This is a genomic window from Mycobacterium sp. 3-98 (assembly GCF_035918355.1).
Taxonomy (GTDB): Bacteria; Actinomycetota; Actinomycetes; order Mycobacteriales; family Mycobacteriaceae; genus Mycobacterium; species Mycobacterium intracellulare.
Genome location: NZ_CP142360.1, coordinates 2,011,961 through 2,036,804, shown reverse-complemented (window position 1 = coordinate 2,036,804; position 24,844 = coordinate 2,011,961). Strand labels below are relative to the sequence as shown.

Annotated in this window: 26 protein-coding genes and 1 pseudogene; 9 read left to right on the top strand and 18 right to left on the bottom strand. The window is 69.5% G+C overall.

The window, feature by feature from the left end; genetic code table 11:
• Positions 1–22: 22 nt before the first annotated feature.
• Positions 23–316, bottom strand: coding sequence for an acylphosphatase (locus QGN30_RS10015; RefSeq protein ID WP_008258938.1), 294 nt, complete (start codon positions 314–316; stop codon positions 23–25).
• Complete coding sequence (locus QGN30_RS10010; protein ID WP_009956342.1) at positions 303–716, bottom strand: OsmC family protein; 414 nt, start codon at positions 714–716, stop codon at positions 303–305. The genes QGN30_RS10015 and QGN30_RS10010 overlap by 14 nt, the downstream gene beginning before the upstream one ends.
• Before the next feature lie 52 nt (positions 717–768).
• On the opposite strand from QGN30_RS10010, the gene QGN30_RS10005 reads away from it, so the two are divergent.
• Complete coding sequence (locus QGN30_RS10005) at positions 769–1,542, top strand: PIG-L deacetylase family protein (RefSeq protein WP_009956340.1); 774 nt, start codon at positions 769–771, stop codon at positions 1,540–1,542.
• A gap of 111 nt (positions 1,543–1,653) precedes the next feature.
• On the opposite strand, the gene mutM is transcribed toward QGN30_RS10005, so the two are convergent.
• The 4 genes from mutM to sepIVA form a co-directional block, all read right to left on the bottom strand.
• Positions 1,654–2,502 carry a DNA-formamidopyrimidine glycosylase gene (mutM, locus tag QGN30_RS10000; RefSeq protein WP_009956339.1) on the bottom strand — a complete coding sequence of 283 codons (849 nt, stop codon included), beginning with the start codon at positions 2,500–2,502 and terminating at the stop codon, positions 1,654–1,656.
• 4 nt (positions 2,503–2,506) lie between these two features.
• Positions 2,507–3,214, bottom strand: coding sequence for a ribonuclease III (gene rnc / locus QGN30_RS09995; protein WP_009956337.1), 708 nt, complete (start codon positions 3,212–3,214; stop codon positions 2,507–2,509).
• Positions 3,211–3,810, bottom strand: a complete 600-nt coding sequence (locus QGN30_RS09990; protein ID WP_198347136.1) for a YceD family protein — start codon at positions 3,808–3,810, stop codon at positions 3,211–3,213. Before QGN30_RS09990 ends, rnc begins: the two co-directional genes overlap by 4 nt.
• Positions 3,811–3,879: 69 nt before the next feature.
• On the bottom strand, positions 3,880–4,617 hold the full coding sequence (sepIVA, locus tag QGN30_RS09985; protein ID WP_009956333.1) for a cell division protein SepIVA: 738 nt from the start codon (positions 4,615–4,617) through the stop codon (positions 3,880–3,882).
• A 433-nt stretch (positions 4,618–5,050) separates the two neighbouring features.
• On the opposite strand from sepIVA, the gene QGN30_RS09980 reads away from it, so the two are divergent.
• On the top strand, positions 5,051–6,217 hold the full coding sequence (locus QGN30_RS09980; protein WP_036459368.1) for a permease: 1,167 nt from the start codon (positions 5,051–5,053) through the stop codon (positions 6,215–6,217).
• A 6-nt stretch (positions 6,218–6,223) separates the two neighbouring features.
• Here the strand turns inward: QGN30_RS09980 and QGN30_RS09975 are convergent, their stop codons facing one another.
• The 6 genes from QGN30_RS09975 to QGN30_RS09950 form a co-directional block, all read right to left on the bottom strand.
• On the bottom strand, positions 6,224–7,933 hold the full coding sequence (locus tag QGN30_RS09975; RefSeq protein ID WP_014380713.1) for a thiamine pyrophosphate-requiring protein: 1,710 nt from the start codon (positions 7,931–7,933) through the stop codon (positions 6,224–6,226).
• Between the two features lie 226 nt (positions 7,934–8,159).
• Positions 8,160–8,642, bottom strand: a complete 483-nt coding sequence (gene coaD, locus QGN30_RS09970; RefSeq protein WP_009953984.1) for a pantetheine-phosphate adenylyltransferase — start codon at positions 8,640–8,642, stop codon at positions 8,160–8,162.
• A 226-nt stretch (positions 8,643–8,868) separates the two neighbouring features.
• Complete coding sequence (gene rsmD, locus QGN30_RS09965) at positions 8,869–9,423, bottom strand: 16S rRNA (guanine(966)-N(2))-methyltransferase RsmD (RefSeq protein ID WP_014380717.1); 555 nt, start codon at positions 9,421–9,423, stop codon at positions 8,869–8,871.
• Between the two features lie 10 nt (positions 9,424–9,433).
• Complete coding sequence (locus QGN30_RS09960) at positions 9,434–10,066, bottom strand: vitamin K epoxide reductase family protein (protein WP_009955167.1); 633 nt, start codon at positions 10,064–10,066, stop codon at positions 9,434–9,436.
• Entirely contained in the window at positions 10,063–10,830 is a 768-nt protein-coding gene (locus tag QGN30_RS09955) for a DsbA family protein (RefSeq protein WP_009955166.1), read from the bottom strand. The genes QGN30_RS09960 and QGN30_RS09955 overlap by 4 nt, the downstream gene beginning before the upstream one ends.
• 95 nt (positions 10,831–10,925) lie before the next feature.
• Positions 10,926–12,044 (bottom strand): alpha/beta hydrolase, encoded by a 1,119-nt coding sequence (locus tag QGN30_RS09950; protein WP_009955165.1) that lies wholly within the window; start codon positions 12,042–12,044, stop codon positions 10,926–10,928.
• Positions 12,045–12,174: 130 nt separating this feature from the next.
• On the opposite strand from QGN30_RS09950, the pseudogene QGN30_RS09945 reads away from it, so the two are divergent.
• Positions 12,175–12,395 (top strand): annotated as a pseudogene (locus QGN30_RS09945) (aldo/keto reductase); the annotation flags it as partial.
• Between the two features lie 5 nt (positions 12,396–12,400).
• On the top strand, positions 12,401–13,246 hold the full coding sequence (locus QGN30_RS09940) for an aldo/keto reductase (protein WP_165576424.1): 846 nt from the start codon (positions 12,401–12,403) through the stop codon (positions 13,244–13,246).
• 7 nt (positions 13,247–13,253) lie between these two features.
• Here the strand turns inward: QGN30_RS09940 and QGN30_RS09935 are convergent, their stop codons facing one another.
• The 4 genes from QGN30_RS09935 to QGN30_RS09920 all read right to left on the bottom strand — a co-directional run bounded on the left by QGN30_RS09935 (position 13,254) and on the right by QGN30_RS09920 (position 18,684).
• Positions 13,254–13,967, bottom strand: coding sequence for an HNH endonuclease family protein (locus QGN30_RS09935; RefSeq protein ID WP_038537014.1), 714 nt, complete (start codon positions 13,965–13,967; stop codon positions 13,254–13,256).
• Entirely contained in the window at positions 13,964–16,183 is a 2,220-nt protein-coding gene (recG, locus tag QGN30_RS09930) for an ATP-dependent DNA helicase RecG (RefSeq protein ID WP_038537017.1), read from the bottom strand. The genes QGN30_RS09935 and recG overlap by 4 nt, the downstream gene beginning before the upstream one ends.
• 2 nt (positions 16,184–16,185) lie before the next feature.
• Entirely contained in the window at positions 16,186–17,835 is a 1,650-nt protein-coding gene (locus QGN30_RS09925; protein WP_020823230.1) for a DAK2 domain-containing protein, read from the bottom strand.
• A gap of 165 nt (positions 17,836–18,000) precedes the next feature.
• Positions 18,001–18,684 carry a transglycosylase SLT domain-containing protein gene (locus QGN30_RS09920; RefSeq protein ID WP_014380722.1) on the bottom strand — a complete coding sequence of 228 codons (684 nt, stop codon included), beginning with the start codon at positions 18,682–18,684 and terminating at the stop codon, positions 18,001–18,003.
• A gap of 456 nt (positions 18,685–19,140) precedes the next feature.
• Here QGN30_RS09920 and rpmB point away from each other — a divergent pair, with 456 nt between their 5' ends.
• Positions 19,141–19,332, top strand: a complete 192-nt coding sequence (rpmB, locus tag QGN30_RS09915; RefSeq protein WP_008258973.1) for a 50S ribosomal protein L28 — start codon at positions 19,141–19,143, stop codon at positions 19,330–19,332.
• 6 nt (positions 19,333–19,338) lie between these two features.
• On the opposite strand, the gene QGN30_RS09910 is transcribed toward rpmB, so the two are convergent.
• Entirely contained in the window at positions 19,339–20,160 is an 822-nt protein-coding gene (locus tag QGN30_RS09910) for a mycofactocin-coupled SDR family oxidoreductase (RefSeq protein WP_038537020.1), read from the bottom strand.
• 2 nt (positions 20,161–20,162) lie between these two features.
• Positions 20,163–21,065, bottom strand: coding sequence for an SDR family NAD(P)-dependent oxidoreductase (locus QGN30_RS09905; RefSeq protein ID WP_038537022.1), 903 nt, complete (start codon positions 21,063–21,065; stop codon positions 20,163–20,165).
• Between the two features lie 66 nt (positions 21,066–21,131).
• Between QGN30_RS09905 and QGN30_RS09900 the strand changes: the two genes are divergently transcribed.
• Genes QGN30_RS09900 through QGN30_RS09885 form a run of 4 tightly spaced genes read left to right on the top strand, consistent with a single transcriptional unit; the run spans position 21,132 to position 24,844 of the window.
• Positions 21,132–21,575 (top strand): nuclear transport factor 2 family protein, encoded by a 444-nt coding sequence (locus QGN30_RS09900; protein ID WP_008258978.1) that lies wholly within the window; start codon positions 21,132–21,134, stop codon positions 21,573–21,575.
• Between the two features lie 5 nt (positions 21,576–21,580).
• Positions 21,581–22,774, top strand: coding sequence for a sulfotransferase family protein (locus QGN30_RS09895; RefSeq protein WP_038537024.1), 1,194 nt, complete (start codon positions 21,581–21,583; stop codon positions 22,772–22,774).
• Positions 22,767–24,011 (top strand): hypothetical protein, encoded by a 1,245-nt coding sequence (locus QGN30_RS09890; RefSeq protein WP_014380723.1) that lies wholly within the window; start codon positions 22,767–22,769, stop codon positions 24,009–24,011. The genes QGN30_RS09895 and QGN30_RS09890 overlap by 8 nt, the downstream gene beginning before the upstream one ends.
• Positions 24,012–24,013: 2 nt before the next feature.
• Positions 24,014–24,844, top strand: coding sequence for an oxidoreductase (locus QGN30_RS09885; RefSeq protein ID WP_008258981.1), 831 nt, complete (start codon positions 24,014–24,016; stop codon positions 24,842–24,844).

Here is a 24,844-nt window from a genome sequence, read left to right as displayed (position 1 = left end):
CAGCCACGAGAAGCAGGCGCCGTCACCGCTCGACGAACCCCTCGAAACGCTCCTGGGGCTGCGACCAGTCGGCGACGACCTTGTCGACGCGTCCGGGCTGGGCGGGCCAGGACGCGCCGCCCCGCAGCAGCTCCAGCAGCTTTTCGCCGGCCTCCCGCGGCCCCTGGGCGACCACCAGCACGCGGCCGTCGGCCTGGTTGGCGGCGTAGCCGGTGAGGCCCAGCTCCAGCGCCCGGCACCGCGTCCACCAGCGGAAACCCACCCCCTGGACGTTCCCGTGCACCCAGGCGGTGAGCCGGGCGTCAGGATCCGACATCGCTCACCTCGAAGTTGACGGTGGTGCCGGACTGCAGGGTGCGCCCGACCGTGCAGACCTGGTCGATGGCCCGGTTGACCACGACGCGCAGGCGCTCCTTCTCGTCCTCGGCCAACCCCGACAGATCCAGCTCCAGCGTCTCCTCGAGCAGCGGATAGCGTTCCTGCTCGCGGTCGGCCGCGCCGGAGACTCTGATGACCGCCTTGTAGTCGTCGCCCAGCCGGCGGGCCAGCGGCATATCGCTGGACATCCCGCTGCAGGCCGCGAGCGCGATCTTGAGCAGCTCGCCGGGAGTGAACACGCCGTCGACGTCCTCGGAGCCGACGAGCACCTGCGCTCCCCGCGAGCTGTATCCCGTGTAGCGGCGAGTTCCGGTGCGTTCCACCCATAGTTCGGCCATGGCTCATTTCTACCGGCCGGCCGCGCCGTGACGCGCGGGCATACTGTTTGGCATGGCCACCGTCGTCGCGTTCCACGCGCACCCCGACGACGAGGTGGTCCTCACCGGCGGCACGCTTGCGCGCGCGTCCGCGGCCGGGCATCGCGTCGTCGTGGTCACGGCGACCGACGGGCGGGTGCACAACGAGGACGGCAACCGGCTGGGCGAATTGCGGTCGAGCGCAAGCATTCTCGGGGCACAGCGGGTGGAGTGCCTCGGCTACGCCGACAGTGGCTACGGCCCGCTGTTCTACCCGGACCCGCCCGGGCGCACCCGATTCGGGCGGGCGGACCTCGACGAGGCGGCGGGGCGGCTGGCCGCCATCCTTCGCGATGAGCGCGCCGATCTGCTGCTCAGCTACCAGCCCAACGGCGGCTACGGCCACCGCGATCATGTGCAGGTGCACCACGTCGGCAAGCGAGCCGCCGAGCTCGCCGCGATTCCCCGGGTGCTCGAGGTGACGATGCCGCGCGAAATGCTGCTTCGCGTCAGCGATCTCGCGCACCTGCTGCGGCTTCCCGGACCGTACGAACGTGACATCGTCCGGGGCGCGTATGCCCCGCGCGCGACCATCACCCACCGGGTCAACGTGTTCCGCTTCGCCCGCCAGAAGCGGGACGCTTTTGCCGCGCACCGGTCCCAGATCGGCAGTTCGGGCCTGGGCGCGCGCCTGTTCGGGCTCCTGATGCGGTTGCCGCCCCAGGTGTTCGGCGCGCTGTTCAGCCACGAGTGGTTTGTGGATCCGGCGCTGCCCACGGGGACGCTGCGCCGTGACATCTTCGAGTGATGCACCTTTTGCGTCGTCGAGTGTGAACGCGGGGCGGCCGGTGTGAAAGCCGGTCACCCACGCTCGGCGTGTCGCAACCGTGTGGTCACCGTCAAAGCCAAGTCTTCACACTCAAACACGCGGGCGCGGTTGGCATTTCGGGCAATAGAACGACGAGCGGTTCATGAACTTCTCCCTGCGCATCACCGCGCCGCAGCGGCGGCAGCCCTGGCCTTCGCGGCCGTAGGCGTCCAGTGAGCGGTCGAAGTATCCGGATTCGCCGTTGACGTTGACGTACAGCGAATCGAACGAGGTCCCGCCCTTGGCCAGCGCGTCACGCATCACGTCGGCGGCCGCGTCGAGCACGGCGGTCAACTGCTTGCGGGTCAGCGCGTCGGCGATCCGCGCCCCGTGCACCTTGGCCCGCCACAGCGCCTCGTCGGCGTAGATGTTGCCGATGCCCGACACCACCTGCTGGTCGAGCAGCTGGCGCTTGATTTCGGAGTGCTTGCGCCGCAAGACCTTTACGACGGCGTCGGCGTCGAACCGGGGGTCCAGCGGGTCGCGCGCCAGGTGCGCGACGGGTTCGGGCACCACGCTGCCGTCCACCTCGACCAGGTCGGCGAGCATCCACCCGCCGAAGGTGCGCTGATCGGCGAAGCTCAGCACGGTCCCGTCGTCGAGCAGGGCGGAGATCCGGACGTGGTCGGCGCGCGGCACCGCGCCGAGCAGCATCTGCCCGCTCATGCCGAGGTGCACGACGAGCGCCGCGTCGCTGTCGAGCAGCAGCCACAGGTACTTACCGCGCCGGTCGGTGCCGGTGATCCGGTCGTTGAGGAGTCGGGCGGTCAGGTCCGCGGCCCCCGCCTCGTGGCGTCGGACCGCGCGCGGGTGGTGCACCCGGACGGCCGTGATCGTCTTTCCCACCACATGGGCGTGCAGGCCGCGGCGCACCACCTCGACTTCGGGCAGTTCGGGCATCGATTCAGCTGCCGGGAACGGTGTCCAGCGCTTCCAGCGCCTTCCAGGTCGCCGCCGCGGCCTTCTGTTCGGCTTCCTTCTTGGAGCGGCCCACGCCCGAGCCGTATTCGGTGTCGGCCACCACGACCACGGCGGTGAATTCCTTGTCGTGGTCGGGGCCGGTCGAGGTGACGACGTAGGACGGCGCGCCCATGCTGCGGGCCGCGGTCAGCTCCTGCAGGCTGGTCTTCCAGTCCAGCCCGGCCCCCAGCGTCGGCGCGGCGTCCAGCAGCGGGCCGAACAACCGCAGGATCACCTCGCGCGCAACGTCGATCCCGTGCTCGAGGTAGATCGCACCCAGCAGCGATTCCATGCCGTCGGCCAGGATGCTCGACTTGTCCGCCCCGCCCGTGTTCGCCTCCCCGCGCCCCAGCAGCAGGTGCACCCCGAGGCCCCCCTCGCAGAGCTTTCGCCCGACGTCGGCCAGCGCCTGGGTGTTGACGACGCTGGCCCGCAGCTTGGCCAGGTCCCCCTCGCTGCGATCGGGATGGCGGTGGTAGAGCTCGTCGGTGATGGTCAGGCCCAGCACGGCGTCGCCGAGAAACTCCAGCCGCTCGTTGGTCGGCAGCCCGCCGTGTTCGTAGGCGTAGCTGCGGTGCGTCAGCGCCAAGGACAGCAGTTCGTCGGGCAGCTCAACCCCGAGGGCGTCGAGCAGAGCCTGCCGTGAGCTCACCGCTCACCCCGCGATTCGTCCGCCTCGGGGTCGAACATGCCCGCCAGCTTGGCCCAGCGCGGGTCGATGCGGTCGTGCTGATGGCCCGGTTCGGCGGCCAGCGGCACCCCGCATTCGGGGCACAGCCCCGGGCAACCCGGCGTGCACACCGGCGAGAAGGGGAGTTCGAGCCCCACCGCGTCGACGATGGACTGCTCGAGGTCGATGGTGTCGTCGACGATGTGGCCGACCTCGTCCTCCTCGGTGGTCGCCTCCGTGGTGCTGTCCGGGTAGGCGAACAGTTCGGTCAACCGCACCTGCACGGTCCCGTCGAGCGGGGTCAGGCACCGCGCGCATTCGCCGGCGGTGGGCGCGGTCACCGTCCCGGTCACCAGGACGCCCTCGGACACCGACTGGACCTGCAGGTCCAGTTCCAGGGGGGCGCCGGCCTCGATCGCGATCATGTCCAGCCCGATGCGCGCCGGGGTGGGCACGGTGTTGCGCACGGTCACCATCGCGCCGGGCCGCCGCCCGAGCCGGGTGATGTCGAACGTCATCGGCCCAGATAGCCGAGGCGCACCGCCGCGCGTCGATGAGGTGGTGTGCTGGCGCGTCATATCGGAAATCCTACGGCGCCGGCCGCACAATTCCAGGGCTCGCCCGCCCGCTGGGCGGGCGGCGAAACGCTAGCGCACGGCGTAGTCGTGCGTCCCGGCCGCTGTCCGCAGTTGGTGGCGGCCGCGACCCACCGACCGCAGGGTGCCGTTGAGGAATTCCTCGAACTCGGCGAGCTTGTTGTCGACGTAGATGTCGCATTCGCCCCGCAGCCGGTCGGCCTCGGCGTGCGCCGAGTCGATGAGCCGGGTGGCCTCGGCGTTGGCCGCCTCGACCACGCTGTTCTGCGAGACCAGGCGCTGCTGTTCCTTGATGCCCTCTTGCACGGCCTTCTCGTAGGAGATGTTGCCGTTTTCGAGCAGCCGGTCGGCCTCGGCCTGGGCGCGCCCGACGCTGGCCTCGTAGTCGCGTTTGGCCGCGGTGGCGATGCGCATCGACTCCTCGCGGGCCTCGCCGACCATGCGCTCGCTGTGCTGGCGGGCTTCGCTCACCATCCGGTCGGCCTGCGCCTTCGCGTCCGACAGCAGCCGGTCGGCCTCCGCGCGGGCGTGGTTGAGCATGGACTCCGACTCGGTGGTCGCCGATTCGACCATGGACTCGGAGTGCGTCTTGGCGTCCTGCAGCATGGAATCGCGCGCGTCCAGCACGTCCTGGGCGTCGTCCAGCTCGCCCGGAATCGCGTCCTTGATGTCGTCGATCAGCTCCAGCACGTCGCCGCGGGGCACCACGCAGCCGGCCGTCATCGGGACGCCGCGGGCTTCTTCGACGATGGCGCTCAATTCATCCAGCGCTTCAAACACTCGATACACGGCCGTACCCTCCTGGCGTCTGCAAAACTGTTGTTACCAGTGTGCCTGGTGTTGTCTCTGTGACAGCGGTGGCGACACCGGTGTGTCGGGTATTTGCCCGTTCCCGGTGTCCTAAACGCCCCGGCGCGCCGGTGCCGGCGTGGGCGTGATCAGTGAGTTTCATGCGAAAGCGCCCGTTCACGCTGTTTTCGCGGCGGCGACGGCCGCGCGCGGTGGTTCGTCCATATTCGTCGCCGGGCCGCGCCGCTGCGGCCTTTGCCCCGGTGTGGGTTTTGCGTCGACGCGCCCGGACCCGGCTATTTGCCAGCGATTCTAGGGTCCGAGGAACCGCCGGACGATCGGGCCCTGCGCCCTTATACCCCCAAGGGGTATAGTCCGATGCGTCGGAACAGACTCACCTCGCGCCGGCGGCTCACCGCAGGAGGTTTCAGTGATGACGGTGCTATCGGCGATCGGGCACGCCCTGACGCTCGCGGGTTCGATGACATGGGAAATCCTGTGGGCGCTGATCGTCGGCTTCACCCTGTCGGCGGTGGTGCAGGCGGTCGTGCGGCGCTCGACGATCGTGGCGCTGATGGGCGATGACCGCCCCCGCACCCTGGCGGTGTCGGCCGGGCTGGGGGCGGCGTCGTCGTCGTGCTCGTATGCCGCGGTGGCCCTGGCGCGATCGCTGTTCCGCAAGGGCGCCGACTTCACCGCCGCGATGGCGTTCGAGATCGGTTCGACCAACCTCGTGGCGGAGTTGGGCATCATCCTGGCGCTGCTGATGGGCTGGCAGTTCACCGCCGCCGAATTCGTCGGCGGCCCGTTGATGATCGTGGTGCTCGCTGCATTGTTCCGGCTGTTCGTGCGCTCGCGACTCGTCGACGCCGCCCGCGAGCAGGCCGAAAAGGGAATCGCCGGATCGATGGAAGGCCACGCCGCCATGGACATGTCGGTCAAAGGAGAAGGCTCGTTCTGGCGGCGGCTGTTCTCCCCGGCCGGCTTCACCTCGGTCTCGCACGTGTTCGTGATGGAGTGGCTGGCGATCCTGCGCGACCTTGTCCTTGGCCTGCTGATCGCGGGGGCCGTCGCGGCGTGGGTTCCCGAAAAGTTCTGGCAGAGCTTCTTTTTGGTGGATCACCCGGTCTGGTCGGCGCTGTGGGGTCCGCTCGTGGGCCCCGTCGTGGCGATCGTGTCCTTCGTGTGCTCGATCGGCAACGTCCCGCTGGCCGCGGTGTTGTGGAACGGGGGGATCAGCTTCGGGGGCGTCATCGCGTTCATCTACGCCGACCTGTTGATCCTCCCGATCCTCAACATCTACCGCAAGTACTACGGCACCAAGATGATGCTGACCCTGCTGGGCACCTTCTACGCCGCGATGGTGGTCGCCGGATACCTGGTCGAATTGATCTTCGGCACAACGCATCTCATCCCGGCGCAACGCAACGCGACCGTGCTGGAGGCCTCTATCTCGTGGAACTACACGACCTTGCTCAACATCGCCTTCGGCGCGCTCGCGATCGTCCTCGTCGCCCGGTTCATCACCTCCGGGGGCCTGCCGATGCTGCGCATGATGGGCGGCTCCCCCGACGCCGACCGCTCCGGCCACGCGCATTGATCCGCGTCACGGTTGCGGCAACTGCACATCGAGCACGGTGCACCGGCCCTCGTCGGCCTCGGCGAGCGCCCACCCGATGGCCTCGCGCATCTCCGCCGGCGTAGTCACGCTGCGTCCGCTTCCCCCGCACGCGCGCGCCAGGGCGGCGTAGTCGGTGTCCGGCGTGAGCCGGGTCTCGGGAAAGTCGTTCTCCCGCATCGATATTCCCTGCCGATAGAGCTCCATCACCGGCAGCTTCGAGGCCAGGTACGAGTGGTTGTTCAAGACCACCGTCACGAACGGCGCGTCATGGCGATGCGCCGACCACAACGCGGCCGTGGGCACACCGAAGTTGAACGAACCGTCACCGCAGATCGCGACGACGGGCGCCTGCGGCCTGGCCAGTTTGACCCCGAAGGCCCCGCCGAGCGCCCAGCCCAACGCCGGTGCGCCCGTGTCGAAGAACTGCCCCGGCGGCCGCTGGACCTGCCGGGCCACGGCGGGCCAGTTGGTCACCGCCTCCTGGACCACCACGGCGTCGTGTGGCAGCGCGGCGCCCAGCGCGGCCAGCATCGCGTCGGGCGCATCGGCCGGGCGGTCGGACGCGGCACGGCGCGCCGCCTCCCGGCGGCGTTGCGCGACATCGGATTCGGCCGCCCGCCGCCGCGCGCTCCACTTCTCGCGCAGCTCGTCGGTGGCCAGCCGCAGCAGGGTCTGCTCGAGCAGCACCAGCGTCACCCGCGTGTCGGCGGTCAGCGCGATCTCGACCGGATAGGACCACAGCGGCATGCCGGCCTTGACGGGGTCCGCGTCGATCTGCACCACGCGGGCATCCGCGGGCGGGGCCAGCTGTGCGGGCACCCAGGGCACTTCGGAGTCCAGCAGCAGCACGGTGTCGGCGGTTTCCAGCGGGCCCGCGTCGCCCACCACGTGCAGGGGGTGCCCGAGCGGCAGGTTGGCGCGGTCGCCCTGGTCGATCACCGGCGCACCGAGCAGCTCGGCGATGCGGGCCAACACGACCGCGGCCCCGGGTTCCGCCGCGGTCCGACACGCGACGATGACGACCCGCTGCCCGGCGACCAGGATCCCGGCCAGCCGGCCCAGGGCCCCGGGGTCCGGGCCGGGCGGTATGGCCGGCGGCAGCCGGCGCGGCAACGCACGGCTGCCGGGCTCCATCAGGGCTTCTCGCGGCAGCATGACGTAGGCGGGTCCGGACGGGCTGGACTGGGCGACCTGGAATGCCCGCCGGACGATGGGGGCCAGCTCTCGCCCGCGGGGAACCTCCATGTGCCATTTGGCGTAGTTGCGCACGACGGCCGGCTGGTCGAGTTGCTCCTGCTGCCAATGGATGTAGGCATCGCGGTGGCCGCGGACCTCCGGCGCCGAACTGTAGGGGGTGCGCCCGGCGAACATCACCACCGGCGTCCCGTTGCGCTGGGCGTTGTGCAGCTGGCAGCCCAGGTTCAGCGTCCCGGCATCGACGTGCACCATGACCGCCTGCGGACGGCCGCTGGCCATGTGGTGTCCGATAGCCGCCGCCAACGCGACGCTCTCGTGGACACACAGCACCGCCCGCGGGCTCGGCGTGCCGGCCGCGCGCGCCGCCGCCAGCGCTTCCTGGATCGGGGCGGAGTCGGTTCCGGGGTTGATGAAGAAGTGCGCGACTCCCTCGTCGGCCAGCAGGGCGATCAGGTTGGTCGCGGCCTCGGGAACGTCGAAAAGATTGTCTACCGTCATGGCTGCCGTTCTCCTTTGACGTCGGCGACCGCGCGAACCCCCCTCTTCTTCGGATCAGATCTTCAAGATACGTTCCGCCGTGGCGTAATTGACCCGTTCCGCTCGCTGGGCGTGGCGTTGCGCGCTCGGAGCCATCGGGTACCCCCGCAGCGCCCGGCTACTCCACACCCTTGCCGTCTCGTCAATGACGTTGCCGCCCAACGCCTTCGGCGGCAGACGGTGTCGCTCAGGACCGACCGGCACGCTTTTCGCGCAAGCGACGGTTGACCGCTTCGGGCAGCAGCTCCGACACGTCGCCACCGAGCATGGCGACCTCCTTGGCCAACGACGACGACACGAACGAATACCGCGGCGCGGTCGCGACGAAAAAGGTGTCGACACCGGCGACGTGCTTGTTCATCTGCGCCATCTGCAGCTCGTATTCGAAGTCGGTGCCGGTGCGCAGCCCCTTCACGATGGCGGTCATCCCCCGCGACCGCACGAAATCGACCACCAGGCCCTGGCCGGCCTCCACCCGCAGATTGGGCAGGTGCGTCGTCGATTCGTTGATCATCGCGATCCGCTCGTCGAGGTCGAACATGCCCTTTTTGGCGGGGTTGGTCAGGATCGCCACCACCACCTCGTCGAACTGAGCCGACGCGCGCTCGAAGACATCGATGTGGCCCAACGTCACCGGGTCAAACGAGCCCGGGCATACCGCGCCGCTCATAGCCCGCGCCGACGACGATGCAGAGCGAAGCGATGCGGAGGAGCGGCGCCCACGTGGTGCGCCGGCGACGATGCAGAGCAAGCAATGAGGAGCGGCGCCATGGCGCGCGCCGAGACGATGCAGAGCGAAGCGATGGGGAGGAGCGGCGCCATGGCGCGCGCCGAGACGATGCAGAGCGAAGCGATGGGGAGGAGCGGCGCCATGGCAAATGACGGTACACGCCCGCTCATACCCGCTCGGCGAGCTCCAAACGGGTGTCGCCGTAAACGCGTTGCGGCCACACCGACCAGCCGGCCGGCCAGCTCAGCGGCGCGCCGCCGGCCGCGCGCTCGACGACCGCGACGGCGCCCTCGCGCACCCACCCGTGCGCGATCAGCGCCGCCAGCACGGCCTCGACCTCGGCGGCGGCGACGTCGTACGGCGGGTCGGCCAGGACGAGGTCGACGGGAGAGCCGGTCCCGGCCGACAGGACGGCCGCCACCGCGCCCCGGCGCAGCGTCGCGCCCGGCAGCCCCAGGGTGTCGATGTTGCGCGCGATGACCGACGCGGTGCGCGGGTCGGACTCCACGAAGAGCGCGCTGGCGGCGCCGCGGGAGAGCGCCTCCAATCCCAGGGCGCCCGAGCCGGCGTACAGGTCCAGGACCGCCAGGCCGCTCAGCTCGCGGCGCGCGGTCAGGATGTTGAACAGCGACTCGCGGACCCGGTCGGTGGTGGGCCGCGTGCCCCGCGGCGGGACCGCGATGCGCCGGCCCCCGGCCACGCCGCCGATGATCCGGGTCACGTCCAGATTCCTACAGCAGCGTCGACCAATAGTCCCAGAACCGCGCCATGCACAGCAGAAACACCGCGGTGAACCACAGCGCGGCGATCGACCATCGCCATTGGTACACCACCCACGCCGGGCCGGCTTGGCGGGCCTGCAGCGCAGGGCGATACGCGATCGAGGCGACCACCACCAGCAGCGACATGGTGACCGCCCACACCACCATGCAGTACGGGCACAACGCGCCGATGCGATACAGGCTCTGGAAGATCAGCCAGTGCACGAACACCGCTCCGGCCAGCACCCCGGCCGTCAGTCCCAGCCAATACCATTGGGGCAGAACAACTTTCGTCAACGCCAGCAGCCCGGTGACGATCACCACGGTGAAGGCCACCAGGCCGAGCAACGGATTGGGGAACCCCAGCAGCGACGCCTGCGGCGTCATCATCACCGAGCCGCACGACAGGATCGGGTTGATGTTGCAGGACGGCACGTACGACGGGTCGAGCAGGATGTCGATCTTCTCGACCGTCAGCGTCATCGACGCCACCAGGCCGATCGCCCCGGCGATCAGCAGCCACCACGCGCTGGGCGCCGGCACCGGGGCCGGGGTGGGATCGGCGCTGGGATCGGCCGATTCGGTCGACACCGCGCCGGTCACATGGCGGCCGGCGCGACCGCGCCGTCGATGCCCGGGATGTTGCCCACGATCTCTTTGATCTTGCTGACCAGCGCGTCGGGCGTCGACGGGTCGTAGTCCTCGCCGTTGATCTTGATCGTCGGCGTGGCCTTGATCTGTGCGGCCGCGGCCTCGCCGGTGACCTTGTCCAGGTACTTGCCGCTGTTGATGCAGTCGGGCACCTTGCCCACGGCGCCGGCCTCACGGGCGAGTTCGATCAACCGCGCGTTGTCCGGGAAGCTCTTGCCGGTTTCGCTGGGCTGAATGTCGGTGGTGAACAGCGCGGTATGGAAACGGCGGAAGGCGTCGAGGGATTCGTCGGCGACGCAGCGGGCCGCGTTGGCCGCGCGCGACGAATAGTTGTGGTTCCGCGAGCTGTCCAGGATCGACACCATGGAGTAATCGGCCGCGATGGCCCCGACGTCGATGAGCCGCGACACCGTCGGCCCGAAGGTGCGTTCGAAGTTGCCGCAGGCCGGGCACAGGAAGTCCTCGTAGAACGTCACCACGGCCTTGGGGTTGTTGGTGCCGGGCTGGGTGACCAGCTTGCTCGACGTCACCCGCACCGTGTCGCCCGCGCCGGTGGCGGCGGGCTTCTTGTGGTTCGACGTCACGATGTAGAAGACGAGGACGACCGCGAAGATCACGACGAACGCGGTACCGCCGATCTGGACGAGCCGGCCGGACTTACCGCCGGAGGCCGACTTCATGTCGAATCGTGGGGGGCGTTTGGGTTTGTCGGCCACAGGTTCCCTGATCTTTCGGTAGGCGAGTTGTCGGTCTGCCGACAAAGCGATCGGACAAGGCGCCTCTAGATTACCGGCGCGGGCCGCCGGGCGACTCAGACCCGGCTGAGGTGTGCGCGCAGGGCCGAGATCAGCTCACTGGTCGCGACCATGCTGTCGCCGCCCAGCTGGAACATGTTGGCGAAGCCGTGGGTCAGCGAGCCCAGGTAACGCAGGTCGACCGCCGTCCCGGCGGCCCGCAGCGCCTCGGCGTAGGCCTCGCCCTCGTCGCGCAGCGGGTCGAAGCCCGCAACCGCGATCAGCGCCGGCGCCAGTCCGGCCAGCGATTCGGCCAGGGCCGGCGAGACGCGCGGGTCCGTGCGGTCCAGCTCCGAACGGCGCAGGTATTGGGACTCGAACCAGTCGATGTCGCGTTTGGTCAGCAGGAAGCCGCGCGAGAAAAGGCTCAGAGACCGGGTCTTCGCGGTGAAGTCGGTCCGCGGATAGATCAGCCACTGCAACACCGGCGCGGGGCCGCCCTCGTCGCGCGCCAATTGGCTGACGACGGCGGCGAGGTTGCCCCCGGCACTGTCGCCGCCGACCGCGATACGGCCGGGGGCGGCGCCCAGCTCGCCGGCGTGCTCGTATGCCCACGTGAACGCGGCGTACGCGTCCTCGATCGCGGCCGGCGCCGGGTGCTCGGGGGCCAGCCGGTAGTCGATCGACAACACGTGGACGCCCGCGTCACGGCAGGTCAGCCGGCACAGCGCGTCGTGGGTGTCCAGGTCACCGATCGACCAGCCGCCGCCGTGGTAGAAGACCAGCAACGGGGCCGCCGCGCCGTCGGCCGGACGATAGTGCCGGGCGCCGATGTCCCCGGCCGGGCCGGGCAGCGACAACTCGGTGACCTCGACGTGGATCTGCGGACCGGGGAAACCCACGGTCGAATCGTGCATCTGCGCCCGGGACGCCGCCGGGTCGTCGCCGACGACCAGCCCGTCGATGCCGACGGCGCGCAGGCCCGACAACATCAGCTGCAAGGTCGGATCGAGGGTGTTGCCGTCGATGATGACCGATCGGCCGCGAACCAGCCCTCGTCGCACCGCGGTCGGGATCCACGGGATGACCTTGACCCCGGCGCTGGTGACGGCGCCCTGGATGCGACTGGCCAGGGGCACCGACGCGCGCTGCGCTGCGGTGTGCACGTCTGGCGCGGCAGACAGAGGCTTGGTCATGGGCAACCCCCTTTTTCAAACAACGTGGCACCGCTTGACGACGAAAGTGAATTCACCCCTGAGCGGCCGCCGATTCCGGTGTGCCGCGCGACCAACTGTACGTGGTGGCGCACCGGGTACCGGAGGCCGCGGATGGACACCTGCCCAGGTGTTGATTAGGTTGCATTTGCTCCCTCGGTAATATCGTGATCCCCAAGCCGATGAAGCCCTCACGGATTGCGAGCAACTTCGACGTGTTCGATTTCGAACGCAGCGCCTCGAACTCGGCGCCGAACGCCGTTGATCTTCTCGCGCGATGGCGGAACCCGGCTCGGTGCACAATCTCGGACCATTAATTTCACAGGCAGGTGAATGAATTGACTGGCGAGTCGGGCTCCGCCGCACCCTCAATTGCTCTCAACGACGAAAACACGATGCCGGCCCTGGGCCTGGGCGTCGCGGAATTGTCGGACGACGAGACCGAACGCGCGGTATCGGCGGCGCTGGAAATCGGTTGCCGGCTCATCGACACCGCCGCGGCCTACGGCAACGAGGCCGCCGTCGGGCGCGCCATCGCCGCCTCCGGGATTCCGCGCGCCGAGCTGTTCGTGACCACCAAGCTGGCCACCTCCGATCAGGGTTTCAAGGGGGCGATGGACGCCTGCACCGCCAGCCTGGAACGGCTGGGCCTGGATTACGTCGACCTGTACCTGATTCACTGGCCGGCCCCGTCGCTGGGCAACTACGTGAACTCCTTCGGCGGAATGATCCAGTCCCGCGGGGACGGGCAGGCCCGCTCGATCGGCGTCTCCAACTTCACCGAGGAACACCTGACGACCGTCATCGACCTCACGTTCGTCACTCCCGCGGTCAACCAGATCGAGCTGCACCCGCTGCTCAACCAGGAGGCGTTGCGCAAGACCAACGCCGAGCACAACGTCGTCACGCAGTCCTACACGCCGCTGGCGCTGGACAAGCTGATCGACAACCCGACCGTGAGCTCGATCGCCGGCGAATACGGCAAGACCGCCTCGCAGGTGCTGCTGCGGTGGAACCTGCAGCTGGGCAACGCGGTCGTCTTCCGCTCGGCCAAGGAAGAGCACATCGCGACCAACATGGACGTGTTCGATTTCGAGTTGGCCGCCGAGCACATGGATGCGATCAACGGGCTCAACGACGGCACCCGGCTGCGCCCGGACCCCGACACCTACGAGGGTTCATAACCGACGGCTACGCCGCGGGGCAGCTCGCGGCGGCCTGACGCAAAACACCGGTCGACGCCGCATCCACCGGCAGCGCATAGCCGCGCAGCACGGCGATGAATTGCATGGCGTACTGGCAGGCGAACGCCCCGTTGGGCGGCATCCATTGGCCCGGTGGCGAATCGCCCTTGTCCTGATTGGCCGGCCCGTCGACGGCCAGCAGGTTGGCCGGATCGTTGGCGAAGCGCAGCCGCTCGGGCGCCGGCCAGCCGTACGCGCCCATGTCCCAGGCGTACGCGAGCGGCACGATGTGGTCGATCTGCACCGATTCGCCGACCTTGGGGCCGCGCGCAAAGGCGATCGTTTTGTTGGTGTACGGGTCGTGCAGCGTGCCGGTGGCCACGGCGTCCGGGCACCGCTTGATCGACACGTACGTCTTGTCGACGAGATCGCGGTTGAGGATGTCGTCGCGGGTGTCGCACCCGTTGTGCCCCAACGGCGCGTCGTTGTCGTCATCCCAGGCGTCGCCGAACGCCGCCCGCAGGTAGTCGTAGCGGTGCAGCCGCACCGGCACGACCGGGATGCCCGCGAGCACGTCGACGCCGGGCAGCACCGTCGGAACATCCGCGCGCGCAGCGTATTCCGCGGAGTGCCGAGAGGCCGAGGTCCCGACCGTCTGGTAGGCCACCACCACCGCGAGCGCGGCCGCCGCGGCCAACCACAACAGCACCCTGCGGTTCAACTCTTGTCCAGGTATTCGATGCGGTCGGTGTCGGTGAATCGCGCCGCCAGCACGGCCCATCCGGGATCGGAGGGGTCCTCGGTATAGGTTCGGACGCAGAATTCCCGCGCCGCCTCGATGTACTCCAGGTGGTCGGCCAGGGACAGCAACCGCAGCGTGATCGCCCGGCCGGACTGGTTGCGGCCCAAGACATCTCCCTCGCGGCGCTCCTTGAGGTCCAGGTCGGCCAGGGCGAAGCCGTCCAGCGTCCCGGCCACCGCGCGCAGCCGCCGGCCGGCCGGCGAGTCGGGCGCGGACCAGCTGGCGAACAGGCACAGGCTCGGGTGCCGGCCGCGGCCGATCCGGCCGCGCAGCTGATGCAACTGGCTGATCCCGAACCGGTCGGCGTCCATCACCAGCATCACGGTGGCGTTGGGGACGTCGACGCCGACCTCGATGACGGTGGTGCACACCAGCACATCGATCTCGCCGGCGCGGAAGGCCGCCATCACCGCGTCCTTCTCGTCGCCGGACAGCCGCCCGTGCATCAGCCCCAGCCGCAGGTGCGCCAGCTCGCCGGAACGCAGTCGGGCGTAGAGGCCTTCGGCGGTCTCGGGGGCCTTGGCGTTCTGCTCCTGCGTGCCCGGATCGTCGTCCTCGTCGATGCGGGGCGCCACCACGTAGGCCTGCCGGCCGGCGGCGACCTCTTCGCTGATGCGCTGCCAGGCGCGGCCGAGCCAGGTGGGCTTGTCCTTGACGAAGATGACGTTGCTGGTGATCGGCTGGCGTCCACGCGGAAGTTCGCGCAGCGTCGACGTTTCCAGGTCCCCGTAGACGGTGAGCGCGACGGTGCGCGGGATCGGCGTCGCCGTCATCACCAGCAGGTGCGGGGTGACACCGGGACGGGCCTTGGCCCGCAACTGATCTCGCTGTTCGACCCCGAAGCGGTGCTGCTCGTCGACCACCACCATGCCCAGGTTGTCGAACTCCACCGCGTCCTGCAGCAGCGCGTGGGTGCCGACGACGATGCCCACCTCGCCGCCGGCGATCTCGGCCCGGATCTGCTTCTTCTGCGCGGCGGTCATGGAACCGCTGAGCAGCGCCACCCGGGTGGCCCGATCGGCGCCGCCCAGCTGGCCCGCCATCGCCAGCGGGCCGAGCACGTCGCGGATGGATCGAAGATGTTGCGCGGCAAGCACTTCCGTCGGCGCCAGCAGCGCGCACTGATAACCGGCGTCCACCATCTGCAGCATCGCCAGCACCGACACGATCGTCTTACCCGAGCCCACCTCCCCCTGCAGCAGGCGGTTCAGCGGGCGGTTGGACGCCAGCCCCTCGGACAGCACGCCGAGCACGTCACGCTGCCCCGCGGTCAGCTCGAAAGGCAACCGCCCCAACAGTTCCGCGGCCAAACCGTCCGAACGCGGCGGCGCCGGGGGCCCCGATTCCGAAAGCTCGCCGTGCCGGCGGGCCACCAGGGCCCACTGCAGCCCGACGGCCTCGTCGAAGGTCAGGCGCTCGCGTGCCCGCTGACGGCGGGGCTCGCTTTCGGCGAGGTGGATGTCGCGCAACGCCTGATCCTCGGAGACCAGGCCGAATTTCGCGCGCAGGTCCTCGGGCAGGGGATCGGGCACCGGGTCGAGGACGTCGAGCACTTGGCGCACGGTGGCGAAGATGGTCCAGCTCTGCAGCTTGGCGCTGGCCGCATAGATCGGGAAGAAGTGGCGCTGATACGCGTCAGCGATGTCTTCGCCGGTGGTGGCGTGCGAGGCGTTGGCGATGCTCTTGAGGGACACGGTGCCGCGGTTCTTCCCGTCCGGCGTGTCGAGGAGGAGAAACGCGGGATGGGTGAGCTGCATGACGTTCCTGAAGAACCCGACCTCGCCGGACAGCATCACCTTGGTGCCGGTGGTGAGGTCCTTTTTGATGTAGTTCGCGTTGAAGAACGTGGCGGTCACCTTGTTGCGCCCGGAGCCGAGCGTGATGCGGTGGCAGACCTTCTTCGGCGTCTTCTTCATCGGGAACGTCTCGGTGTCGGTGATCGTGTCGACGATGGTGATGTGTTCACCGGCGGGCGGCCGTTCGTCGTCGGCGTCCCAGCGGCTGGCGCCCTCGGTGTAGCTGCGGGGGTAGTGGCGCAGCAGGTCGTTGACGGTCCGGATGCCGAACACCTCGTCGAGGAGCTCCACGACCTTCCCGCCGACGGCGTAGTCCAGCCGGTCGGACAGCGACACCATCGCTACTCGACCCCGATCAGCAGCGCGTCACCGTGGTGGCCGGTGCGGTAGGTGACCAGTTCGGTCCCCGGGTGGTGGTCGTGCATGTGCTCTTCCAGGATGTCGCCGACGGCGCCGACGTCCCCATCGGTCTCGATGCCGGCGCCCAGCAGCACGGTCACCAGGTCGCCGCCGGAGGCCAGCAGGAGGTCGAGCAGGCCGATCGCCGCCCCGACGGCGTCGGCGGCCACGATCAGCACCTCGTCGCCCGCGATGCCCAGGCCGTCGCCGGGATGGCAGCGGCCCGCCCAGGTCAACGCGCTCTCGGTGGCGATGCGCACCGATCCGTGCCGCGCGGCGCCGGCCGCCCGGGCCATGGTGTAGCCGTCGTCGACGGCCTGCCTGCCGGTCTCGTGCACGGCCAGCGCGGCCAGGCCCTGCACCATCGACCCGGTCGGGATCGGCACCACGTCGATCCCCCAGCCGATGGCCGCCGTGCACCCGGCGACCAGCTCCTCGGCGGCCACATAGCCGTTGGGCAGCACCATCACCTGCGCGGCGCCGGTGTCGACGACGGCGCGCATCAGCTGGTGCGCGCTGATGTTGGTCGTGGGATCGTGCGCTGCGGGGTCGCGTTGCAGCACGCAGGCGCCTTCCCCGGCGAACAGCTCGGCGGCGCCGTCGCCGTCGACGACGGCCAGCACCGCCCGTTCCCGCGTCCAGCCGCCCGCGGGCAACCCGGGGGCCCCGGAGCTCAGGGCCGAGATGACGATGCGGCTGAGTCGTCCGGCCGCCAGTCCCGCCTCGACGGCGGCGCCGGCGTCGTCGGTGTGCACGTGCACGGAATAGGTGCGTTGCGCGGACGACGGCGCCGACGCGATGCCCACCGAATCGCCCAGGTCCTCCAGCCGGTCCCGCAGCGCGTCCGCCGCCGCGGGCTCGCAGCCGTCCAGCCGGTACATCACCTCGAATTGGGGCGCCGGGCGCGGCGCGGGGGCTTCGGTGCGCTGCGCCCGCGGCGCGAGCTCGTAGACCGCCCGGGCGGGCGCCTGCCCCGTGATGGTGGTCCGCAACGCGTCCAGCAGGACCAGCAGGCCCCGCCCGCCGGCGTCCACGGCTCCGGCGTCGGCGAGCACGTCGAGCTGCTCGGGGGTCTTTTCCAGGGCGACCACCGCCGCGTCCCCAGCGGCGATGACCGCCGGCGCGAGCCCGTCCCCGGCGCGCGCGCACTGCTGCACGGCGGTCGCGGCGGCCCGTAGCACCGAGACGATGGTCCCCGGGACTTCCTCGCCGCCCATCGAGGTGATGACCAGCTCCACGCCGCGCTGCAGCGCATCGCCCAGCACGACGGCGTCGATGTGGGGCAGGTCGCCGCCGGCGTCGCTCGCGGCGGTGGCGGTGACGTCGGCGAGGCCACGCAGGATCTGCGACAGGATCACCCCGGAGTTGCCGCGGGCGCCGTTCAGCGCGCCGGCCGACAGCGCGGCCGCGGCCCGGGCGGCGCACCCCGAGCCGCCCTGCGCGTTCAGTTCCGCCAGGGCCGAACGCATGGTGAACAGCATGTTCGCGCCGGTGTCGGAGTCGGCGACGGGAAAGACGTTGAGTCGATTGATCTCGTCGATGTGGGTGATCAGGTCGCTGACGGCGGTGTGCGCCCAGTCTCGCAGGGTCATCGCGTCCAGGAGACGTAGCTGCGACGTATCAGCAGTGCCCAGTTGACCCACCTCCTCCGCACCTGTCTCCCGGTGGGCGCCAGCGTAGCCCGGCGACGCAGCCGCTGCGCTCAGTTGCTCCGCGCCGTTGAGGAAGATCGAGCGGCCGGCCGGCAGCGGCAGAGCTTAATAGCCCTGCCGGATACCGGGATTGGCCTGCCCCACCAGCGCGCGCTGATTGCTGCCGTCGCGGCTGACGCCGTAGCGGCTCATCTGATAGTTCATCGACGCGCATGCGGCCGCCACCGGATCCCACGCCGAGTTCGACGTCCCGGGCTGGTGGAAGGTCGCGAAGGTATCCGGCATTACCTGCCACGGGCCGCGCGTGGCGTGCAGCGGGCCACCGTCGAGCTGAGAAGGCCCGTAGGCGTTGCTGTCTGACAGGTTGATCGCACCCGAATGGAATTGCGATTCGTGGTCGGCGATGGTCATCATGCCCTCGATCCAGTGACCACGGGCCGACGCCTCGGTGACGCCGATCCGGGTCAGTGCCTCCTCGAGATAGCCGCGGATCGCGTCGGGTCCGTCCGGCCACACTCCCCGACCGTCGAAAGCGACCTGCCGCAGCTGGATTCCGCCGCGCACCGCGGCCGCCTCCTGCACCGCGGGACGAGGCGGACGGGGCTGCCACCACCACGTCGCATCGGCTGGAGCGGGGCCCGATGCTCTCGGGCCCGGTCCGCCCTGCCCGATGCCGTCATGCCCGCCCACAGCGGTCGGGCAGTTGACCGACGTACTCCCTATGGCGACGCTGCCCAGCGCCGCCACCACCAGATAGGCCGCCGCCACCCGGCGCAACCTCAACACCAACCGTCGTACGCCCGCCGGTGAGCCCCGCCCGCTTTCGACGTCGGCTGGTCCGGCGTTTTCGGCGCGCGCAACCACCCCGCGCACTCCCCTCAAGCCTGCCGATATTCGCTTCCCAGCCTCATCCGCAGCTCCGCGCGGGCCGGCACCACCGGGAAGAAGACTTCAGCCAATCAGCGCGCCGTCCGCACCTGATATAGGCAGCGACCGCGCCGACCATCGGCGGCGACGCCATCCTAGCGGCGCCGCGTCCGAGCAGCCCGGATTCGCGCCGGTACTGTGATCGACTCGGTGTTTACCGCCCAAGGGGTCGCGGCGCACACCTGACCCCGGCATGGCCCGGGCCGCCCGTCGACGTTTTGGTGGTTACCACGACAATCGGTATTCTGATTGGGCCCGGTGAGGCCGGGCTGTCCCGGCCGGATTGCCGGACCCCCGAGATTTTGAGGAGCTTGAACAATGGCCGCTGTGTGCGACATCTGCGGGAAAGGCCCCGGCTTCGGCAAGTCGGTGTCGCACTCCCACCGCCGCACAAGCCGCCGGTGGGACCCCAACGTCCAGACCGTGCACGTCGCCCGTCCGGGCGGTAACAAGCAGCGCCTCAATGTCTGCACGTCCTGCATCAAGGCCGGCAAGGTCGTCAGGGGCTAGTTCCCCCTACATGACGACGTGGCCGGCGTCGACCGGGATCGACACCCCCGTCACGTAGCGCGACCGCGGCCCGGCCAGCCACAGCACCGCCTCGGTGACGTCCCGCGCCTCGACCAACGGCACGCCGGGCAGCAGCATCTGCGAGACGGCCGGGTTCGGGTTCTCCGTCATCCGGTTCACCACGAAGTCGTTGAGAATCATCGGCGTCGCGACACCGCTGGGGTGCACCGAGTTGACCCGAATCTTGTGCGGCGCATACGCATTGGCCGCCGAGCGCATCAGACCCACGACACCGTGCTTGGACGCCGCGTAGGCGAACATCGCGGCGCTGCCGTCACCGCCACGTCCGGTCAGGCCCTGCGACGAACTGACCAGCACGACCGAGCCGCCGACACCCTTGCGCACGATCGAGGGGACCGTCGCCAGCATGGTGTGCCACACACCCTTGAGGTTGGTGTCGACGATCGTGTTGAACACCGGTTCGGCGTCGGGCTCGGTGACGCCGATCGCCACCACCCCGGCGTTGGCGATGACGACGTCGACCTCGCCGAGCTCGTCGATGCCCGCCTGCACGCCGGCCCGCAGACCCGCAAGGTCGCGCACGTCGGCGATCACCGGAACCGCTTTGCGGCCCGTCGACCCGACCAGCTGGACCGTTTCGGCCAGCTCTGCCTCGGTGCCCAACGCGTAGGGAATGGCCTCGAGGTCGGCGCAGATGTCGACGGCGATGATGTCGGCGCCCTGCTCAGCCAGCGCGACGGCGTGGCTGCGGCCCTGGCCGCGCGCGGCGCCGGTCACGACGGCGACGACGTTGTCGAATTCACCCATGCTCAGATCTCCAGTTTCGTGCCGGTCTCGCGCTCGGCGAAGGCCACCAGCCGCGCGGCCGTGTCGTAGTCGCACGCCAGCGGCGTGCGGCCGATGAGCACCGGCCCACCGCGCAGCCCGAACCTGCCGCTGACCCCGACGTAGCTGCCGGGCGGAATCGGCTCGCTGATGCAGTACAGCGTCGGCGCCGCGCCCTCGTCGATGTCGTTGGCCAACCGGTCGGCCACCGCCTTGACCCCCTTGTGGGCCAGCGACATCAGCGGCGAGTCGCCCAGGTTGGACAGGTTCGAGGCCACCCAACCGGGGTGGGTGAGCTGCGTGACGAGCGGCGATGCGGCCGCGCGCAGCCTGCGGTCCAGCTCGAGCCCCCACAGCATGACCGCGAGCTTGGACTGCGCGTAGGCGCCCAACCTCGTCCACTTGTGGCGGCGCAGGTGTAGGTCGTCGAGGTGCAGCGTCGCCGACCGGTGGGCGTCGGAGCCGACGTTGATGATCTGCGAACGCACCTTGGGCAGCAGCAGGTTGGTCAGCGCGAACGGCCCGAGCAGGTTGGTGCCCAGTGTCGTCTCGAATCCGTCGACCGTCTCGGTGCGGCGGTCGGTGAGGGCGCCGGCGTTGTTGATCAGGATGTCCACCGGCTCGTCGATCAGGCCGGCGAAGGCCCGCACCGAGGACAGGTCGGCGAGGTCGAGCTTTTGCACCGACGTCGCACCGCCGCCGTTCGCGGAGATTTCGGCAGCGCGTTGCTCGCCGAGTTCGGTGTTGCGCACGGCCAGGATCACGTGCGCGCCGGCGTGGGCGAGCGCGCGCGAGGTGCCCAGCCCCACCCCGTTGGTCGCTCCGGTCACGATCACGCGCTTGCCGGTCAGGTTGCCGAGCCTGCTCGGCGTCCACGGTAAGGTCACGGCGACTAAGAGTAATCGTCGGTTCTATGTAAGTTGGACCGGACGGACTTCCCGAGGCGGTTCGACATGAGTGACAGCGCCACCGAGATCACGAATCTCATCTACACCTATGCGCAGCTGCTCGACGGCGGCGACCTGGACGGGGTGGCTCGCCTCTTCGAGCACGGCCGCATCTGCGGCGTCGAGGACGGTCCGCCGGAAACGGTGTTCGCCGGCTCGGCGCGGGTCCGCGAGATGTACGAAATGGCCACGCGCATCTACGAAGACGGCACCCCGAAGACCAAACACAACACCACCAACGTCCAGCTGTACATCGACGAGGCCCAGGGCACCGCGACGAGCACGTCCTACTACTGCGTCACCCAGGCCACCCCCGACCTGCCGCTGCAGGTCATCGTGACCGGGCACTACAAGGACACCTTTCACCGGGTGGACGGCGCCTGGTGTTTCGACAGCCGCACCATGTTCGTCGACCAGGTCGGCGACGTCAGCCACCACCTGAAGTTCTGAGCCTCGTGCCGTCCCCCAGCGTCTTCGAGCCGGCCGCCGTCCTGGCCGACGCGCAACGCAAGGAAGGGCTCACCGATTGGGGCCCGGGCGAATTCGAAGAGCCGCTGACCGTCCTGCTGCGCGACTATGCGCGGGCTGACCTCAACGCGGTCGGCGCCCACATCCTGCGCTCGGGCATCGTGCACAGCCTGCGGATGCGGCTGCGCACCCAGGAGTGGATCCGCCGCCATCCGGAGATTCTCGACGAGCGGGTGGCCGCGCCGATCGTCGTCGTCGTCGGGATGATGCGCAGCGGGACCACGCTGTTGCAGCGCCTGCTGGCGGCCGATCCGCGCTTCGTCTGCGCGTACGGGTGGGAGGTCGTCGAGGTCGCGCCGCGGTTGAACCATCCGTTCACCGGGGTGGATCCGCGCATCGCCATCAGCCAAGCCCGCGAGGCGAAATCGCGCGAACTGGCGCCGGAGTTGTTCTCCATCCACCCGATGTACGCCACCGAAGCCGAGGAGGAGATCGTCTTTTTGGCGGACGCCTTCTTGTCGCACGTCCCCGAGTCGGGCGCCCACCTGCCCCACTACCGAACCTGGCTCGACGACCAGGACTTCTCCCCCGCCTATGGCTACCTGCACCGCATGCTGCAGTTCCTGCAATGGCAAAAACGCCAACGCGGGCTGGCCGGTCAACGGTGGGTGCTCAAATCGCCGGCGCACCTGGGGTATTTGGGCCTGCTGCGCGCCCAGTTCCCCGACCTGCACGTCGTGCACATGCACCGCGATCCCCGCACCACGATCGCGTCGGGTGCCAGTCTGAACGCCACGCTGCACGCGATGCACGCCGACGTCGTCGACACCCACCGGGTCGGCGCGCAATGGCTGGCACGGATGGGCTGGACCAACGACCGTGCGATGACGACCCGCGACGGCTGGTCCGACGACGGTGAGCGCGTCACCGACATCGGGTTCGGCGATGCGGTGGGCGACCCGATCGGGCAGGTGGCCCGCGTCTACGACGCGATCGGGCTGCCGCTGACGGCCGAGGCAGAGGACGCGATGCGGCGCTGGCTGCGTGAGCGCCCGCGCGAGGCGGCGCGCCCGCCCTACGGCCTGGAGAACTACGGTCTGCTTCCCGAGCAGGTCGACGAGCGATTCACGTTGTACAACAAGCGATTTGCACAATATATCGGAGGAACAGCGCATGCCTGAAGACCCGGTCGCGACGGCATCCCAGCACGAACAGGAACTGGCGGCGCTCGAGCTGATCGAGCATCCCACCGTCAAGGCCGCGTACCGGACCGTTGCCGAAACCTGGCTGGGCCGCGCCAAGGCGTCCGACGCGATGCGCGAACGGTTCGACGACGCGTTCGCCGAGGTGATGTTCTCGGCGGCGATGTGGTCGTCCAACCAGGACAAGCTGCGACCCAAGGTCAGCTGCATCACCCGGCTGGCCCACCCCGTAAACGGCCGCCGGATCCCCGGATCGCGGTGGGGCATCGACAATCCCGACAGCGTGTACCGGGTGATCCCCATCTCCGGGGACGAGCGCTACGAGATCCACGGCCGGGTCGGCGAACACCGGATGACCGAGAACTACTTCACCCTCTGGGATGCGAACATGGGCACCGTCGACGTGCTCAACGGCCGCACCATGAGGGTCGACTCCGACGGCAGCTTCACCATCACCGTCGACTCCGAACCCGCCAACGGTCGGCCCAATCACGTGCGGAGCACCCCGGCGGCACACGAGTTCTACATTCGAGACGTGCTGCTGGACTGGGGCCGCGACGACCCCAATCACCTTGAGGTGCAACGGCTTGGCGCCCCGGCGTCAACACCGGCACGCACCCTTGACGAGCAGGCCGAGGCCACCGCCGCGATGATGGATTACTTCGCGAACTTCACCGGCAAGCTCAGCCACGGCGTGTACAAGATGCCGGCCAACCAGTTCAACCTGGCCTGGTCGGCCGACAGGATCGGCGCCATGCGCAACCAGGTGTACGTGATGGGCCGCTTCGATCTCGGCCCCGACGAGGCGTTCGTCGTCGACCTGAATGACGGTGGCGCCGAATACTTCACCGTCCCGCTCAGCAACGTTTGGGGCACCACGCTCGAGCTCGTCGACCGCACCGGCAGCCTCAACAAGGCGCAGTCGGTCCCCAACCAGGACGGCACCTACACCTACGTGATCTCCCCCATCGACCCCGGCGTGGCCAACTGGATCGACTCCGACGGCCTGCGCGAGGCCATCCTGACCCTGCGCATGGCGGAGTTCAGCGAGGCCGGTCCGCGGGAAGACCTCGGTGCGCGGGGCCGCGTCGTCAAGCTGGACCGGCTCGACGCGGAGGTGCCACACCTGGAGCGGGTGAGCCCGCAGCAGCGGGCCGCCCAGCTCGCCGAGCGCCGCAAGGGATATCTGCGCCGCCTACCGGAAGGGACGATTTAGGCATGGCTCGCTGGCTGATCACGGGATGCTCCACCGGCTTCGGACGCGAAATCGCCCGCGCCGCACTGGAAGCCGGCCACAGCGTGGTGGTGACGGCGCGGCGCGCCGAGGCGGTGCAGGACCTCGCCGACGAGTTCGGCGACCGGGCGCTGGCCGTCGCGCTCGACGTGACCGACACCGGCCAGGTCGCGGCCGCGGTGGCGGCGGCCGACGAGGCCTTCGGCGGAATCGATGTGCTGGTCAACAACGCCGGACACGGCTACCTGTCCGCGGTGGAAGAGGGTGAGGACGCCGAGGTCCGAAAGCTGTTCGACGTGAACTACTTCGGCGCCGTCGACATGATCAAGGCGGTGCTGCCGGCCATGCGCGCCCGCGGATCGGGCCACATCATCAACATCTCCTCGATGACCGGCCTGGTGGCCAACCCGCCCAACGCCTACTATTCGTCGACCAAGTTCGCGCTGGAGGCGGTCACCGAGGCGCTCGCCACCGAGGTCCGCCCCCTGGGCATCAAGGTAACCGCCGTCGAACCCGGCGCGTTCCGCACCGATTGGGCGACAAGGTCGATGAAGGAATCCGGGGCGCCGATCACCGATTACGCCGACGTGGCGGCGCGCAAGGACCTGATCAAGCAGTTCGCCGATCACCTGCCCGGCGACCCGCGCAAGGTGGCCGAGGCGGTGCTGATGCTCGCCAAGCTCGACGACCCGCCGCTGCGGTTGCTGCTGGGCCGCGACGTGCTCAAGGCCATGCGGGACAAGATCGCCGCGTTGTCGGCGTCGATCGACGAATGGGAAGCCGTCACCAAGGACGTCAACTTCCCGGCGTCGTGA

Excerpts from the sequence above, each read along its gene's own strand:
- QGN30_RS10015 (WP_008258938.1), bottom strand. The coding sequence starts at position 316 with ATGTCGGATCCTGACGCCCGGCTCACCGCCTGGGTGCACGGGAACGTC.
- QGN30_RS10010 (WP_009956342.1), bottom strand. The coding sequence starts at position 716 with ATGGCCGAACTATGGGTGGAACGCACCGGAACTCGCCGCTACACGGGA.
- QGN30_RS10005 (WP_009956340.1), top strand. The coding sequence starts at position 769 with ATGGCCACCGTCGTCGCGTTCCACGCGCACCCCGACGACGAGGTGGTC.
- mutM (WP_009956339.1), bottom strand. The coding sequence starts at position 2,502 with ATGCCCGAACTGCCCGAAGTCGAGGTGGTGCGCCGCGGCCTGCACGCC.
- QGN30_RS09990 (WP_198347136.1), bottom strand. The coding sequence starts at position 3,810 with ATGACGCGCCAGCACACCACCTCATCGACGCGCGGCGGTGCGCCTCGG.
- QGN30_RS09980 (WP_036459368.1), top strand. The coding sequence starts at position 5,051 with ATGACGGTGCTATCGGCGATCGGGCACGCCCTGACGCTCGCGGGTTCG.
- QGN30_RS09975 (WP_014380713.1), bottom strand. The coding sequence starts at position 7,933 with ATGACGGTAGACAATCTTTTCGACGTTCCCGAGGCCGCGACCAACCTG.
- coaD (WP_009953984.1), bottom strand. The coding sequence starts at position 8,642 with ATGAGCGGCGCGGTATGCCCGGGCTCGTTTGACCCGGTGACGTTGGGC.
- QGN30_RS09950 (WP_009955165.1), bottom strand. The coding sequence starts at position 12,044 with ATGACCAAGCCTCTGTCTGCCGCGCCAGACGTGCACACCGCAGCGCAG.
- recG (WP_038537017.1), bottom strand. The coding sequence starts at position 16,183 with ATGGTGTCGCTGTCCGACCGGCTGGACTACGCCGTCGGCGGGAAGGTC.
- QGN30_RS09925 (WP_020823230.1), bottom strand. The coding sequence starts at position 17,835 with ATGACCCTGCGAGACTGGGCGCACACCGCCGTCAGCGACCTGATCACC.
- rpmB (WP_008258973.1), top strand. The coding sequence starts at position 19,141 with ATGGCCGCTGTGTGCGACATCTGCGGGAAAGGCCCCGGCTTCGGCAAG.
- QGN30_RS09910 (WP_038537020.1), bottom strand. The coding sequence starts at position 20,160 with ATGGGTGAATTCGACAACGTCGTCGCCGTCGTGACCGGCGCCGCGCGC.
- QGN30_RS09900 (WP_008258978.1), top strand. The coding sequence starts at position 21,132 with ATGAGTGACAGCGCCACCGAGATCACGAATCTCATCTACACCTATGCG.
- QGN30_RS09890 (WP_014380723.1), top strand. The coding sequence starts at position 22,767 with ATGCCTGAAGACCCGGTCGCGACGGCATCCCAGCACGAACAGGAACTG.
- QGN30_RS09885 (WP_008258981.1), top strand. The coding sequence starts at position 24,014 with ATGGCTCGCTGGCTGATCACGGGATGCTCCACCGGCTTCGGACGCGAA.